The following is a 14431-nucleotide window of genomic DNA, read 5'->3' as shown; positions in this document are numbered from 1 at the left end:
CCTTTATTGACATTTCTCGATAACTATAGAAAATTTTGCTCATGAATAATGAGCAAAGCAAAAAAATTTCTATTCAATTAAGTCCCGAAAATCTATTCAAGCTCAATACGCTTTCCAAGCAGAATAGGGTTGATTTGTCAGTCATTGTGAATGAGGCCTTAAGCGCCTATTTGGATCAAAAAATACCAACAATATCAAAACAGGATCCAATAGTTCATTTTGCAGCCAGCATCAAAGAGTTTGATGATTTGTACAAAAAATTAACTTAAGGTAACCTAATAAACGCTATTTACATCACCCTCGGCATCCGCCACGGCAACATAAACTGCACGGCCCAGGATGAGAGTCTTGGAACGTCTAGCGTCTCATGAAATGAGGTCACGCGCTCACCGAGTAGTTCGCTGCTAAGAACCGAGCGTGCATAAAATGGAGTGTCTTCCAGTGTTTCCAGTATTTTTAGTTGAGCATCCTTGGGGTTGCGCATTTGTCTCTGAATTCGCCAACCTGTTTTAGGGAGAGCTTGGCGAGGAGGAGGATCAAAGTGCTCAATGCGACCATCGGGAGTAAAAATCAGCCCCAAGACTCGTTCTACTCCATTCTTTTGGCGCACATCGTAAATGACAGCGGTACGTTCACCACTTAATTGCGCGCGCGACCAATCCCAATCTTTAAAGGGAATCGCAATCGGCTCATCCCCCTCATTGGAGTCAAAATACGCATTCCCCTGCCACTTGATTTTGGGAGACTCTAGCTCAACTTCGATGCGCGCAGCAGGAGCTAAGGGTCCCCAACGATGCTTGTGTTGATCATCCAGATGGGTCGAGAAATTAAATAATTGCTTTGGGTATAACTTAAAGTGGCCAACGACACGCTGACCAAAGGGAACGGCCCGCTCCACAAAATCAACCCGTAGATGATCACCATTCCAATGCAAGCTACTAGGCCCAATTACAAACTCAGTTTGATTACGAGAAATACTCGCTGCACTTCGCTCGGTCATGGTCCAACGTTTATTACCAGGACTATAGATTGCTAAATTAATCGCACAGTGGTTCTCTGGGTTGACATGGGCATGGCGACGGCGCGCTAAAGCGTAGTAGGGAGAGAACACGCTCCCTACAAATGCAATCATGACGAGACCATGCTGGCCATCATCACTTAAGGCATCGACGTACCACCAGAGATAAGCACCCGACCCGACCGCTTGGTCAAACCGAGGTGACCCATCAGGGTTGCGGCCGCCATACGACCCGATAGAGCTGCCATGGGTACTCCCGCTCCCGGATGCGCGCTGCCCCCCGCTAGATAAAGACCCGGTATTGCTGTTTGGGCTGCTGGCCGACGAAAGGTATCCATCCAGCCGTGATTGGCTTGGCCATAAAGAGCCCCACCCGTTGCTGGAAAGAGGCGATGAAAATCCTGAGGCGAAGTGCGTGTCACCGTTGCATCCGCTAAAGAGAGATTGAGGCCACAATGTTCGAGCAGGGAAAGGGATTTTTCTTGACATGATTCAATCTCAGATAAAGTAGGTTGTTGATGATCACCAGTGGCTGGCGCGTTGACTAAACACAAGAGTCGCTCTCCAGCTAGATGCGAAATGTGGGTATCGGTTTGATCTTGGGCGCAAATATAGACGGTGGGTTTCTGTGGCAAACGCTTGCGGTAGAAAATATCCGTGAACTCACTATCGTAGTCTGAGTCAAAGAATACGTTGTGCCGAATTAGAGGAAAACCGTGTGGCTTTGCGTACATTGACCAGGTAATCGCAGAGAGCGACCGAGTAGTTTGGGTAATTGGGGAAGCGTGACGATTGGCCTCACCCAACAAACCAGTTTGCAGAGCCATCGCATCACCATTAAAGATGACCGCTTGCGTTTGAATGGTCTCACCATTACTCAAGCGCACTCCCGAGACCTTGCGATTATGTTGTGTGATCTCATCGCAGTTCACTCCACAAATAAAGCGTACTCCTTTAGCACGTGCCAAATCGGTAAGTGCTTGCGTAATGGCAATCATGCCGCCTTGCACAGCCCACACCCCTTGCATTTCCACATCGGCGATCAGCATCAAGGTTGCAGGCGCTTGAAAAGGTGAGGAGCCACAGTAGGTGGCATAGCGACCAAAGAGCTGATGCAAGCGAGGGTCTTTAAAGTAACGACCTAAACTCTTCCAAAGATCATTGAATAAACCAATCTCATAAAGCGCTTTTGAGCCAGTCGGTCCCAAATCGCTCATCATGCCCATCATGAAGGGGCGTTGCGACAACATGTATGGCTTCTCTAAGGCGCGATAGAGTTTGCGCGTTTGTTCGCAAAATTCAATAAAGCGTCTAGCTTCCGCAGCACCGGCAAAATCCTCAATCGCTTTGGCAGATTCATCGCGATTGGCAAAAAGATCCAAGCGCTCGGATTTACTCCATGCATGACGAGCCAATATTTTTAAAGGTTCAATCTTCAACATATCTTCAAGTTGTGAGCCTGCGTTGGCAAAAATGCCATCAAAGACCCAACGCATGGTAAATACTGTTGGTCCAGAATCAACCCCATGACCAGCGCAGTTGATTTGCCGGATCTTGCCCCCAAGGTTTTGTTCTTTCTCAACCACGATGACTTCAAGACCCGCACAAGCAAGCTCAAGAGCGCTTACTAGGCCACCGATGCCCCCACCGATCACTACAACTGGTTGATTGCCAAGGGATTTAGGCAAGTGCTCTTCCTTTCCACGTCCCGGTTGCATCAAATGGTTGAAAACGGACAAACATCGATTCGGAAAAGTATTGCCCTTGCATTGCTGATTTGATCGCTGCTAAATGAGCACCAGAGCGAGCATACGCATCCATGGCGGCTTGCGATTCCCAGATCGTAAATGTGGCCTGTCGAAGGATTGGCGCCTCACCCACACCTGCAGAAATCAAGCAGCCATCGGTATGCAATAAATCGACTTCGGCAGGGGGCGCCTTGGTCCAAAACGAGACCGCTTTTGAGGGTTTAATCGATGCGCGTGTGAGCGAAGCAATGGGTCCCGAGCTTGGTGGCGCAATGGATTCACTTAATTGATGTCCAGACCATCGACCTTTGACGGAGTAGGCACGAAGTTTGACAGTAAATAGTTCAAGAGCATGTCTTTGATACCACTTGAGTAAAGGGGACTCGCAAATAAATGCATTTGCATGCTCTAAAGAATCAAAGAGACTAAATAGACCTTGATGAGTCCCACTCGGGCTCACAGAGAACCCCGCATTTTTGCCAGACCCCATGTGTTTTTGTAAGACTAAGCCTTTGGGTCGATAAGTACTAAATCGATTAAACATGAGCCGGGTAATACCAGCGAGTTTGGCTTGCGGTTGGATGCTAACCAAGCTCATGACCGCCACCTGTGATGACATCTTATTCCTCGATGTCGCTATCTTTGCTTTGATCGCTCAGATTGTATTTGCGTAATTTAATGTAGAGACTTTGCCGTGACAAGCCCAACATCTCAGAGGCTGAGACACGATTACCACGCGTCAGATCGAGCGCAGCTTTAATGCAAAGCTGCTCAATCAAATCAGTGGTCTCATTAATAATTTCTTTTAGGGGTAAACGCCCAACCAGTTGCGTGAGTTCCTCGCTCGAACGGGTAATTGATTCATCAGGTTGAATTTTCGAGCGAATGCGTGAACCTACCTCGCGAATCGTAAATCCTAAACAGGAATGCGGGTAAGAGACTGATACAGCGGAGATCTCAACTGGATGCAGGGTACCAAAGGAATCGCGAATCGATGTCGCAAATAATTTAATCGACCCTTTTTCTTGAAGATTAGAGAGCATGACACGCAAATCAACACTCGAGCGTTCGAGCCAGCGCTCGAGGGGCTCATTTAAGATTTGATCGAGCTTATCCGCCATGACCAAGCGTAAGAACGCTTGATTGGCCGTTAATATTTTTCCTGCCGAATTCGTCACAATAAATCCATCGGGTGCATTCTCGAGGGCTTGGATAACTAGCGACTGGGCTCCAGCATCTTGACGATCAACAAATTCACCAGAGCGCTTAATTGTGATTAATAGTAAGGATTGATTTTCATTACGAAATGGCGCAGCAGATAAAAATGCTTCTTGACCATTCAGTAATTTGGTATTTAAATCAGCGGCGGTGCTGGTATAGGCAACCTTACTCAATAAAGATTGCGCCTGAATCCGATCGCCCTTGGCTAAATAATCAATCAGGGAGCGGCCATTTAGTTTCTTGATCGACTCACTTAATAAATCAGCAGCACGTGGATTGGCCTCAACGATTTTGAAGGTGTTCGCATCAAGAACAAGTACGGCCTCCGAGGCCATTTCAAATAAAACCCGATAACGGGTTTCGAGTTGGCGTAAGCGGGTGTAATCCCGCTCAATCGCTTGCTGAGCATCGACTAAGCGTTGTTGTAAAAGAGAGATCTCGCGCAAATCCCTAGCGAGCGCAATGATTTGACCCGAACTGCCGATTTTTAGTGTTGCGCAGAGTAGGGGTAAATCACTCGCCCCCGGCATTGGAACATTAATTTGCCGAAAGCGTGAGAGTGAGGATTCATTGGCATCTGTTAAAAGCGCCTGAATCTTCGGACGGCTCTCTACCGTGACCATATCAATCCAGGATTTACCAACCCAGTTTTCTAAATTGGGACTTCGTAGATCCGGGTTACCAAAGGCAATACTCTGAATCACACCCGCTGAATTGAGCGTTAGTGAGATGTCTGCCGAGGCCTCGACGAGATTAGCAATCTCCTCGGGGTTTAACTGCCCAAAAGTGTGGGCGGTGCTGGCAATATTAGTCACGGGCTTAATCTTTTATTGATTTTTCTTAAACACGCGATTTTAAGATATTCTCTGCGGCAATCACGGCATCTGGGGCGCTCAAGGTGCAGATATCAGCGTTGCACTGATTCATTAAATCCGGCTTGGCATTAAAGAGTGCACCTCCGGCCATAATCCCGATTTGCGAGTTAGCCGAACATTGACGGATTGCTTTGACTAATTCCTGCATAGCATCCCATTGCAGCTCATATGAAATCGAGATTCCGACAATATCAAATGCTTGCTCACGACATAGCGAGAGAACTTCTTCGCTGGAGGGGTTGGCTACCGTTGTGACATTCCAGCCTGCTTGAATAAAGAATTCGCTTAGCATCAACACCCCCATGGTGTGTTGGGAGTGGGGCATTGCAAACAACAACGCTTTTCCTGAGAGGGTTTTGTGCTGATTTTCGATATTACGAAAATCGGGACTGAGTTCTTGCATGAGTCGCTGAACTCGACCAAGGGCAAGGGTCACTGTTGTAAAGCTTTGCTCATCCAGTTCCCAATAACAGCCTAAGCGTCTAGCGGCAGGGGCAATTAAGTCGAGATAAATTTCATTTAAATTTCGCCCCTCGAGGCGCAAAGCTTGAATATAACCAAGGCAAATATCGTTGGTGCTATGGATGAGTAGTTCAGCGAAGTGTTTTACCTCATCGCTAGAGATTGTCGTTCCCCGATGGCCCGAATCGATCTCGGGACGATTTTGACCATGTTGCATGAGGAGGCGGGGAATAATTTGTGCCTCTATGGTTTTATGAAGCAAATTGGAGAGTTCATGGGACGTCGGCGCATGAACTTTTTTGGAAATTGGGGTGCTGGAGTATGAATTCTTGGGCCATGATCGGCGTTCCTTGCCTTCTTGTGATTGATTACCGTCTCTCGGTAGATTAAGTTGATCCACTGTTTACCCCTAAGCCATTTGCTAATGTTGCGATGCAATATTTATTGCACTCAATGCACCTTTTTTCAGTCATTTCTCTTCAGAAAGTACTTAAAACAAAGGCTAATTTGGGCCAAAAACCTTCCTTTTTTGACCCGTTTCCATAAGGTTTACCACTAGGAGGCTAAACTGTCAAAATAATTTGACACTTATAAGGGTTTATTCCTAGATTTGTCTACATAAAAAAGCGTAAACTTGAGTTTACATATTTATATAGGAGCCAGGCTGCGTAAGGAAAAAAGCACATGGCAAGTCAAATTCACCCCCTTTATACACCCGAAGAACGAATCCGACGTGATCGCTCGAAATGGACAATGGTTCAGGGAATCTTGGCGCCAGTGCAATTTGTCATTTTCTTAGTGAGTCTGTATTTCGTGATTCGATTTTTAATCACGGGTCAGGGCGAGTTTGCCGCCAATGTCTCGATTGTGATCAAGACCTTGATTCTTTACACAATCATGATCACGGGTAGCATTTGGGAAAAAGAGGTGTTCGGCAAGTACCTTTTTGCCCCCGCTTTTTACTGGGAAGACGTATTTAGCATGCTGGTTTTAGCATTGCACACCGCTTACTTAATCGCATTAACGTTTGGGTTTTTAGAGCCTCGCGCACTGATGGCATTGGCGTTATCGGCCTATTTGGCCTACGTGATTAATGCCGCTCAGTTTCTATGGAAGTTACGTCAGGCCCGCTTGCAAGAGTCAAGCCAACGAACAGAACAGGTGATGGCATGAATCGCGTCATTCCTTTGCAACCCACTAGTGATGGTTGCGATTCGGCAGACCGAGCAATTCTGAAAGAGCGTGGTCAACGCGAAGTATTTTGTGGTCTGACTGGCATCATTTGGTTGCATCGCAAAATCCAGGATGCTTTTTTCTTGGTAGTTGGTTCGCGCACCTGCGCACACTTGGTGCAATCTGCGGCAGGTGTGATGATTTTTGCTGAGCCTCGTTTTGCTACGGCCATTATTGATGATCATGATTTGGCAGGCTTAGCTGATGCCAATGAGGAACTCGATCGGGTGGTCGATCAGCTCCTCACTCGCAGACCCGATATCAAAATGCTTTTCTTGGTAGGTTCGTGTCCATCCGAAGTCATCAAACTGGATCTCTCACGTGCTGCCGAGCGTTTAAGTAAAACCTATACGCCACGCGTGCGCATTCTCAACTACTCCGGTAGTGGAATTGAAACCACCTTCACTCAAGGTGAGGATGCTTGCCTTGCGGCGCTTGCCAAAGAGATTCCGCAACATGCAAAGCTGCATCCGACAGAGAGGGAAGTAGACCTCTTGATCGTTGGTTGCTTGGCCGATATTGTTGAGGATCAGTTCTCCCGAATCTTTAATGAGCTGGGGATTGAGTCGTATGCATTCTTTCCACCAAGACGATCGGGTGATATTCCGCGCCTTGGCCCGAATACCCGGTACTTGCTGGTGCAACCCTTTTTAACGGATACCGCTCGTGTTCTTGATGATATGGGCGCCAAACGAATTCCAGCGCCATTCCCACTCGGTGTTGAAGGGACAGAGGCGTGGTTTGCTGCTGCAGCCAAAGTATTCGGAATTGATCCAATTCGTGTTGAGACGGTCATTGCACCGAAGCGTCAGCGTGCAAACCTGGCGCTCGAGCGCCAACGCCAAGTGCTCAACGGACGTTCAATCTTTTTCTTTCCAGACTCGCAATTAGAAATCCCGCTAGCTCGATTCTTGCACCGCGAACTGGGGATGCAGTTGACTGAAATCGGGATGCCTTATATCCATCGGCAACATCTAGCAGAGGAACTGGCCTTATTACCGACCGAAGTGAGCTTATCCGAAGGGCAGGATGTGGAGAAGCAATTGGATCGCTGTCGCAGTTACCGCCCCGATATGGTGGTTTGTGGCTTGGGTTTAGCAAATCCCCTTGAAGCTGAGGGAATGACAACGAAATGGTCAATTGAATTGGTATTCACACCGATTCAAGGGTTTGATCAAGCGGCTGATTTGGCCGAACTCTTTGCGCGGCCATTGGTGCGCAGAACCAAATTGGCGGCTTAGGAGAGGTCATGAAATTAACACTGTGGACTTACGAAGGACCTCCGCACATTGGTGCGATGCGCATTGCTACTGCGATGGAGGGAGTGCATTACGTCTTGCATGCACCGCAAGGTGATACCTATGCGGACTTGCTCTTTACCATGATTGAGCGCATGAACAAACGCCCACCTGTGACCTACACGACATTTCAGGCACGCGATCTTGGTGGCGATACAGCAGAGTTATTTAAGGATGCGGCGCGTTCTGCTTATGCACGCTTTAAGCCAGACCTACTCATGGTTGGTGCATCGTGTACCGCTGAATTGATTCAGGATGATCCAGGTGGATTAGCAGCAGCGTTGCAGTTATCGGTTCCGGTATTGCCTTTGGAATTGCCCGCCTATCAAAAGAAAGAGAATTGGGGAGCAGCAGAAACTTTCTATCAAATGGTGCGCTTACTGGGTAAAGATTATGTTTTACCTCCAGGAGAAAAACGCAAACCACGACCCGCTGGATTGCCACCAAGTTGCAATATCTTAGGCCCAACCGCCTTGGGATTTCGGCATCGCGATGATTTGGTAGAAATTCGGAAGTTACTGCGACAGATTGGTGTGCGAGTCAATGTTGTCGCACCCTTGGGCGCTAAACCTGAAGATATAGCTCGTTTACATGAAGCAGACTTCAATGTGGTGCTCTATCCCGAAGTGGCCAATAGTGCTGCCCAGTGGCTGAGTAAAAACTTTGGGCAACCCAGTACTAAAACTATCCCAATCGGATTTAATGCGACACGAGCTTTCATTGAGGAAGTATGTACGCTTGCACAAATCCATTGTGATATCGAAGAGCTGACTAAACGTTCGCGTGCTCGCTGGTATGCCTTATCGGTCGATTCAACCTATTTAACCAACAAACGTGTCTTTATCTTTGGTGATGCAACCCATGCAATTGCAGCTGCAAAAGTTGCATCGCAAGAAATGGGTTTTCAGGTAGTCGGCCTTGGTACTTATAGCCGAGAGTTGGCTAGGGAAGTGAGAGAAGCAGCCACTCAGTATGGTGTAGAGGCTTTAATCACGGATGATTACCTCGAGGTTGAGCAGCGTATTACGGAACTACAGCCTGAGTTGATCTTGGGTAGTCAGATGGAGCGCCATATTGCCAAACGTCTCAAGATTCCATGTGCTGTGATCTCAGCACCAATCCATGTGCAAGACTTCCCTGCGCGTTACTCGCCACAAATGGGGTTTGAGGGCGCAAACGTTCTCTTTGATACCTGGGTTCATCCATTGATGATGGGCTTAGAAGAGCACTTGATTGGTATGTTCCGTGAAGACTTTGAGTTTCATGATGGTGCAGCGCCCTCACACTTAGGTCATGGGCATCAACGCACTTCAGCCAATGAGGCTAGTGTCGCCGCTGAGCCAACACCGATTGCTGAGATTGCAGTCGCTAACGGCGCCCCAGTAACAGAGAGTGTGTGGGAGCCAGAGGCACAAAAAGAGCTGAATAAGATCCCATTTTTTGTTCGCGGTAAGGCAAAACGCAATACCGAGCGCTTTGCGATTGAGCGCGGTTTACCAACGATTTCTTTAGAAACTTTGTACGACGCAAAAGCCCATTTTGGACGCTAAGCGCACTGGAGCCATGTTATGAACGTAGTCAATATTCCCGTAAGTGAGATGAAACCACGGCGAGCGGACGGAGAGGGCAGTGTTCAAGTCCAACTTGACCCTAATTTAAAGATTGGGAAGGCAAAAGTCTTTGCGGTTTATGGCAAGGGCGGAATTGGTAAGAGCACCACCTCCTCAAATCTCTCGGTGGCGTTCTCTAAGTTAGGAAAGCGCGTGATTCAGATTGGCTGCGATCCAAAGCATGATTCCACCTTCACGCTCACCAAAAAATTGATGCCCACCGTGATTGATGTTTTGGAGAAGGTTGATTTTCATTCAGAAGAGTTGCGCGTCGAGGACTTTGTCTACGAAGGCTATAACGGGGTCATGTGTGTCGAAGCCGGCGGCCCTCCTGCAGGAACAGGTTGTGGCGGCTATGTTGTTGGTCAAACTGTGAAATTACTTAAAGAACATCACTTGCTTGACGATACTGATGTCGTGATTTTTGATGTCTTGGGCGATGTGGTGTGTGGTGGCTTTGCAGCACCCTTACAGCATGCGGATCGCGCACTCATCGTTACGGCTAATGATTTTGATTCGATCTTTGCGATGAATCGCATTGTGCAAGCGATTGGTGCCAAAGCTAAAAACTATAACGTGCGCTTAGGCGGCGTGATTGCCAATCGCAGTGCTGCTACGGATCAAATTGACAAGTTCAATGAAAAAGTAGGCCTCAAAACGATGGCGCATTTTCCAGACTTGGATGTGATTCGTCGCAGCCGCTTAAAGAAATCAACGCTCTTTGAGATGGAGCAATCGCCAGAACTCGACAAAGTGCAGCAAGAGTATCTGCGTCTAGCAGCAGCCCTCTGGGCTGGAGCAGACCCTCTGCCAGCAGTTCCCATGAAAGACCGTGACATTTTTGATCTCTTGGGATTTGATTAATTAGGGTATTGGCATGCAAGAGCATTCGTATCTCGAAAAACGCAGTCAGTTGCAGCAGTACTTTGATCGGACTGCGTTTGATGCCTGGGCAAAATTAACGTCCACTGCACCAGTCAGTGGTATTCGTAAAACGGTGCGGGCGGGGCGTGATGAGATGCGCAATGTTCTTCTAAGTTATTTGCCTGCTGACCTTCATGGACAGCGGGTTCTAGATGCAGGTTGCGGGACCGGTGCACTCGCTGTCGAGTTAGCCAAGCGCGGTGCACAGGTGATGGCCACCGATATCTCGCCAACCTTGATTGACTTGGCGCGCGAGCGCTTACCGACCGACTTGGGCCGGGGGTCAATTGAGTTCTTTGCTGGGGACATGTTAGACCCCTCTTTGGGTAATTTTGATCACGTGGTTTGTATGGATTCGATGATTCATTACCACCGCCGCGATATTACGAAGGCGCTTGCTGGTCTAGCACAGCGAACTAGCCAACGAATCGCTTTTACCTTTGCACCGAAGAACCCATTTTTATCCACCATGATTACCGTAGGACGTTTATTTCCTCGCGGTGATCGGGCACCCTTTATTGAACCGGTTGCTGAACAAACTCTGGCAAAGATGATCACCCAAGAACCCGGTTTAAGTGCTTGGAAAATTGATGCGACCCAAAAAATTGCGCGCGGTTTTTATATTTCGCAAGCGATGGTGCTAACCCGATGATGCGCACGATGAACCTTAATCTTTTCTCAGCCTGGCGTCGGATCTCGCCACGGTTCATGCCATTTTCTGATGTGGCAACGAAAGACCTGCCTTTAAGTAAATGGTTACGTTTGGCATTGTTCCAAGTATCCGTAGGGATGGCGACGGTAATGCTGATTGGCACTCTCAATCGCGTCATGATCGTCGAGATGGGAGTGCCCGCAAGTCTCGTCGCGCTGATGGTAGCACTCCCTTTATTGTTTTCACCATTTCGTGCACTGGTGGGATTTAAAAGTGATCACCACCGCTCGTTTTTGGGTTGGAAGCGTGTTCCATATATTTGGTTGGGGAGTTGGTTACAGTTTGGTGGTCTTGCCATCATGCCATTCTCTCTAATTTTATTGTCTGGTGATTCCAATTGGCCCCACTGGTTTAGTTATATTGCTGCAGCACTGGCATTCCTATTGGTTGGTGCGGGTATGCAAATTACCCAAACTGCGGGCTTGGCTCTCGCATCGGATTTGGCAACCCCAGCATCCCGCCCACGGGTTGTGGCTCTTATGTATGTGATGTTCCTGATCGGTATGGTCTTCAGTAGCGTTTTATTTGGACTATTGCTTAGTAACTTCTCACCACTGCGTTTGATTCAGGTGGTGCAGGGCGCTGCTGCACTGACGATGGTTCTAAATCTGATGGCACTCTGGAAACAAGAGGCGCGCCAACCGAAGACGAAGGAGCAACTCTGTCAAGAGCCAATCACTCGCTTTAAAGAATCTTGGAATCAATTTGCCAAGCAAGACAAGGTTATTCGTTTCTTGATTGCTTTAGGGATGGGAACTGCAGCCTTTAGCATGCAAGACATCATCTTAGAGCCTTATGGGGCTGAGGTGCTTCATTTATCGGTCAGTGCTACTACCTTGTTAACCGGCTTGACCTCAATCGGAGCCTTATTGGCATTTATGTTGGCAGCTAAGGTCCTAAATCGACAAATTGATTCGCATCGCTTAGCTGCGGTCGGGGCCCTTTGCGGAATCTTCGCCTTTACCTGTGTGATCTTTTCAGAGCCATTGCTCGCACCTAATTTATTCCGAGTCGGCGCATTCTTGATTGGTTTTGGTGGCGGATTGTTTGCTGTGAGCACCTTAGCAACCGCGATGAGTTTTGATTCCTTAGGAATGAATGGTCTCGTGATCGGCGCCTGGGGTGCAGTGAGTGCGAGCGCAGCTGGATTGGCTATTGGACTTGGTGGAGTGATTCGGGATGTGGTTTCTAGCCTAGCTGTATCGGGATCGCTCGGATCTGTTTTGGTTTCACCAGGAACCGGATATAGCTTTGTGTATCACATTGAATTGTTTTTGTTGTTTGCAACCTTGGTTGCGATTGGTCCTTTGGTCATGATGAAGCATCCAAAGCCAACGCAGTCGGATTCGAAGTTTGGATTAGCGGAGTTTCCAAGCTAATTCATTGTTAAAGAGGGGAGTACGTTATGGGAACTGGAGCAATTACACAATACGTGGATGTCGCGCAATTAGCCTTGTATGCATTTTGGGTTTTCTTTGCCATCCTCATTTATTACCTCACCATTGAGAGTAAACGCGAGGGATTTCCGCTTGAGTACGATCAAGCCGGTAAGGTGCGTCGTGCCGAGGGCATTGCGGCGATGCCCAAGCCAAAAACCTTTAAAACCCAATTCGGTGGCGATGTCACGGTACCCCGTGATGAACCCTTAGAGCGTTTGGCTGCACGACCAGCGAATGGGATGAATGGCGCACCGATTGAGCCAACGGGCAACCCAATGCTCGATGGTATTGGCCCAGGTGCGTATGCTAATCGTGCCGATGTGCCTGATCACATGCCAGAGGGTGGCCCTCGTATTGTCCCAATGCGCTTATTGAGTGACTTTAGTGTCGCCAGACAAGACATTGATCCTCGTGGCCTTAATGTGGTGGGTGCCGATGGTGTGCGCGGTGGAACCATTAAAGAGATTTGGGTCGATCGCCTCGAGATGATGATTCGGTATCTGGAACTCGAGACCACGCCAGAAGCAGGCGCTCGTCGCGTGCTGTTGCCCATGAACTTTGCCCGTGTAGGTCGTAATCAGGTTTCTGTGAAAGCGGTATTGGGCAAACATTTTGCAAAAGTTCCGGCGACGAAGAGCATGGAGCAGATTACCTTGCTCGAAGAGGAAAAAATCATGGCGTACTTTGGGGCGGGTACTTTATATGCCACCCCTGAGCGCAGTGAGCCATTGGTGTAAATGCAATGAGTACGATCTACCAATCCCCAGAGCACGAGTTCGAGGCACAGCCCGGATTGCCTGAGCCTTTGCCTCAGAACGAGCGCATTCTGTGGCAAGGAAAGCCAGACCTCAAATCGTTTGCACTTCATGCAGCGCATTTGCAATGGTTCGCACTGTACTTTTCTGCCATGGTTGTTCTAAAGGCAATTGCCATTAGCCGATCTGCAGGCGGCTGGGTTGAGGAATGGCCAGGCTTTGCTTGGGCTTTGGGATTATCGCTTTGCGCGTTGATGATGTTGGCCTTACTGACCTATTGGTCCGTGAATGCAACAATGTATACCCTAACTAATCGGCGCTTGGTCATGCGCATTGGCATTGTGCTGACGATTACATTTAATTTACCCCTCAAACGTTTAGCACAAGCGGGTGTTCATATTTATCCTGACGGTAGTGCGGATATCCCCATCAAGCTCAATGCCGATGACAAAATCCCGTTCATGCATCTGTGGCCACATGCCCGCGCTTGGAAGTTAGCCCACCCCGAGCCAATGTTGCGATGCGTGCCAGACGGCGCTAAGGTAGCTAAGTTATTTGCAGATACTTGGGCGACGATGAATCAGGTTGAACTTCGCTCTCAGCCCATCGGTCAGTCCGAGTCACCAATTAGCGCCTATGGGCAGGGGATGGCTATTGCAAAGGTTTCTCAATCACGCTCATGAGCCATTCATCATCGCCCTTAATGACTAAAACAAGTGTTCTTGCACTCGCACTTGGAGCATTTGTTGTATTCGCTACTTGGGTAACGCAGCAGTCCCAACAGATGGTGCGGTATCCCGATGCGCCCGCAGCACTCATCAAACAATTGCGGTTTGAGGATCGTGCTGATGGGTCGATTGCGGTCGTTGATTATCAAACGAAGCAGCAAGTCGATGTGATTACTGGAGAGGCAGGCTTTGTGCGCGGGGCTTTAAGAACCCTAGCGCAAGAGCGTAAGCGTCGCGAGATCGGAAGCGAGCCTCCTTTTGAGCTAATTGCCCGTCAAGATGGGCGCTTGACCCTTTCCGATCCCAGTACAGGACGCATGATTGATTTGGAGTCCTTTGGGGTTATTAATTCGCAGCATTTTGCACGCCTTCTTCGGACGGATGCAAATCAAATCCAACAACGTTGAT

15 protein-coding genes are annotated in these 14431 nt (G+C 48.4%); 10 read left to right on the top strand and 5 right to left on the bottom strand.

Annotated elements, in window-relative coordinates:
* Positions 1-41: 41 nt before the first annotated feature.
* The gene (locus tag QUE65_RS07505) at positions 42-269 is read left to right on the top strand and encodes a ribbon-helix-helix domain-containing protein (protein ID WP_286280396.1); all 228 of its coding nucleotides are present in this window, start codon (positions 42-44) and stop codon (positions 267-269) included.
* 20 nt (positions 270-289) lie between these two features.
* On the opposite strand, the gene QUE65_RS07500 is transcribed toward QUE65_RS07505, so the two are convergent.
* The 5 genes from QUE65_RS07500 to QUE65_RS07480 are packed head-to-tail and all read right to left on the bottom strand — an operon-like array spanning position 290 to position 5724.
* Entirely contained in the window at positions 290-1132 is an 843-nt protein-coding gene (locus QUE65_RS07500) for a carotenoid 1,2-hydratase (protein WP_286280394.1), read from the bottom strand.
* Positions 1133-1158: 26 nt separating this feature from the next.
* The gene (gene crtD, locus QUE65_RS07495) at positions 1159-2706 is read right to left on the bottom strand and encodes a 1-hydroxycarotenoid 3,4-desaturase CrtD (protein WP_286280392.1); all 1548 of its coding nucleotides are present in this window, start codon (positions 2704-2706) and stop codon (positions 1159-1161) included.
* The gene (locus QUE65_RS07490) at positions 2699-3364 is read right to left on the bottom strand and encodes a spheroidene monooxygenase (protein WP_286280389.1); all 666 of its coding nucleotides are present in this window, start codon (positions 3362-3364) and stop codon (positions 2699-2701) included. The genes crtD and QUE65_RS07490 overlap by 8 nt, the downstream gene beginning before the upstream one ends.
* A gap of 22 nt (positions 3365-3386) precedes the next feature.
* Positions 3387-4802 (bottom strand): transcriptional regulator PpsR, encoded by a 1416-nt coding sequence (ppsR, locus tag QUE65_RS07485; RefSeq protein WP_286280388.1) that lies wholly within the window; start codon positions 4800-4802, stop codon positions 3387-3389.
* 25 nt (positions 4803-4827) lie between these two features.
* Complete coding sequence (locus QUE65_RS07480; RefSeq protein WP_286280386.1) at positions 4828-5724, bottom strand: cobalamin B12-binding domain-containing protein; 897 nt, start codon at positions 5722-5724, stop codon at positions 4828-4830.
* A 284-nt stretch (positions 5725-6008) separates the two neighbouring features.
* Here QUE65_RS07480 and bchF point away from each other — a divergent pair, with 284 nt between their 5' ends.
* Genes bchF through puhC form a run of 9 tightly spaced genes read left to right on the top strand, consistent with a single transcriptional unit; the run spans position 6009 to position 14430 of the window.
* A complete protein-coding gene (gene bchF / locus QUE65_RS07475; RefSeq protein WP_286280385.1) occupies positions 6009-6497 on the top strand; it encodes a 2-vinyl bacteriochlorophyllide hydratase in 489 nt (162 codons plus the stop codon).
* Entirely contained in the window at positions 6494-7798 is a 1305-nt protein-coding gene (locus QUE65_RS07470) for a ferredoxin:protochlorophyllide reductase (ATP-dependent) subunit N (RefSeq protein WP_286280384.1), read from the top strand. The genes bchF and QUE65_RS07470 overlap by 4 nt, the downstream gene beginning before the upstream one ends.
* An 8-nt stretch (positions 7799-7806) precedes the next feature.
* Positions 7807-9405, top strand: coding sequence for a ferredoxin:protochlorophyllide reductase (ATP-dependent) subunit B (gene bchB, locus QUE65_RS07465; protein WP_286280383.1), 1599 nt, complete (start codon positions 7807-7809; stop codon positions 9403-9405).
* Between the two features lie 18 nt (positions 9406-9423).
* The gene (bchL, locus tag QUE65_RS07460) at positions 9424-10329 is read left to right on the top strand and encodes a ferredoxin:protochlorophyllide reductase (ATP-dependent) iron-sulfur ATP-binding protein (protein WP_215369532.1); all 906 of its coding nucleotides are present in this window, start codon (positions 9424-9426) and stop codon (positions 10327-10329) included.
* 13 nt (positions 10330-10342) lie between these two features.
* Complete coding sequence (bchM, locus tag QUE65_RS07455; RefSeq protein WP_286280381.1) at positions 10343-11041, top strand: magnesium protoporphyrin IX methyltransferase; 699 nt, start codon at positions 10343-10345, stop codon at positions 11039-11041.
* A gap of 8 nt (positions 11042-11049) precedes the next feature.
* Positions 11050-12480 carry a BCD family MFS transporter gene (locus QUE65_RS07450; protein WP_286280380.1) on the top strand — a complete coding sequence of 477 codons (1431 nt, stop codon included), beginning with the start codon at positions 11050-11052 and terminating at the stop codon, positions 12478-12480.
* 26 nt (positions 12481-12506) lie between these two features.
* Entirely contained in the window at positions 12507-13277 is a 771-nt protein-coding gene (gene puhA, locus QUE65_RS07445) for a photosynthetic reaction center subunit H (protein ID WP_215369529.1), read from the top strand.
* Between the two features lie 5 nt (positions 13278-13282).
* Positions 13283-13978, top strand: a complete 696-nt coding sequence (gene puhB, locus QUE65_RS07440; protein WP_286280378.1) for a photosynthetic complex putative assembly protein PuhB — start codon at positions 13283-13285, stop codon at positions 13976-13978.
* Positions 13975-14430 carry a photosynthetic complex assembly protein PuhC gene (puhC, locus tag QUE65_RS07435; protein WP_286280377.1) on the top strand — a complete coding sequence of 152 codons (456 nt, stop codon included), beginning with the start codon at positions 13975-13977 and terminating at the stop codon, positions 14428-14430. Before puhB ends, puhC begins: the two co-directional genes overlap by 4 nt.
* The last annotated feature ends 1 nt before the right edge of the window (position 14431 follow it).

Source organism: Polynucleobacter sp. HIN8, from assembly GCF_030297615.1.
Lineage (GTDB): Bacteria > Pseudomonadota > Gammaproteobacteria > Burkholderiales > Burkholderiaceae > Polynucleobacter.
This window is presented reverse-complemented; position numbering and strand designations above follow the sequence as displayed.

Coding starts and splice junctions, on each gene's coding strand:
- bchB (WP_286280383.1), top strand. CDS start 7,807: ATGAAATTAACACTGTGGACTTACGAAGGACCTCCGCACATTGGTGCG.
- bchM (WP_286280381.1), top strand. CDS start 10,343: ATGCAAGAGCATTCGTATCTCGAAAAACGCAGTCAGTTGCAGCAGTAC.
- QUE65_RS07450 (WP_286280380.1), top strand. CDS start 11,050: ATGAACCTTAATCTTTTCTCAGCCTGGCGTCGGATCTCGCCACGGTTC.
- bchL (WP_215369532.1), top strand. CDS start 9,424: ATGAACGTAGTCAATATTCCCGTAAGTGAGATGAAACCACGGCGAGCG.
- puhB (WP_286280378.1), top strand. CDS start 13,283: ATGAGTACGATCTACCAATCCCCAGAGCACGAGTTCGAGGCACAGCCC.
- bchF (WP_286280385.1), top strand. CDS start 6,009: ATGGCAAGTCAAATTCACCCCCTTTATACACCCGAAGAACGAATCCGA.
- puhC (WP_286280377.1), top strand. CDS start 13,975: ATGAGCCATTCATCATCGCCCTTAATGACTAAAACAAGTGTTCTTGCA.
- puhA (WP_215369529.1), top strand. CDS start 12,507: ATGGGAACTGGAGCAATTACACAATACGTGGATGTCGCGCAATTAGCC.
- QUE65_RS07490 (WP_286280389.1), bottom strand. CDS start 3,364: ATGAGCTTGGTTAGCATCCAACCGCAAGCCAAACTCGCTGGTATTACC.
- QUE65_RS07505 (WP_286280396.1), top strand. CDS start 42: ATGAATAATGAGCAAAGCAAAAAAATTTCTATTCAATTAAGTCCCGAA.
- QUE65_RS07500 (WP_286280394.1), bottom strand. CDS start 1,132: ATGATTGCATTTGTAGGGAGCGTGTTCTCTCCCTACTACGCTTTAGCG.
- QUE65_RS07470 (WP_286280384.1), top strand. CDS start 6,494: ATGAATCGCGTCATTCCTTTGCAACCCACTAGTGATGGTTGCGATTCG.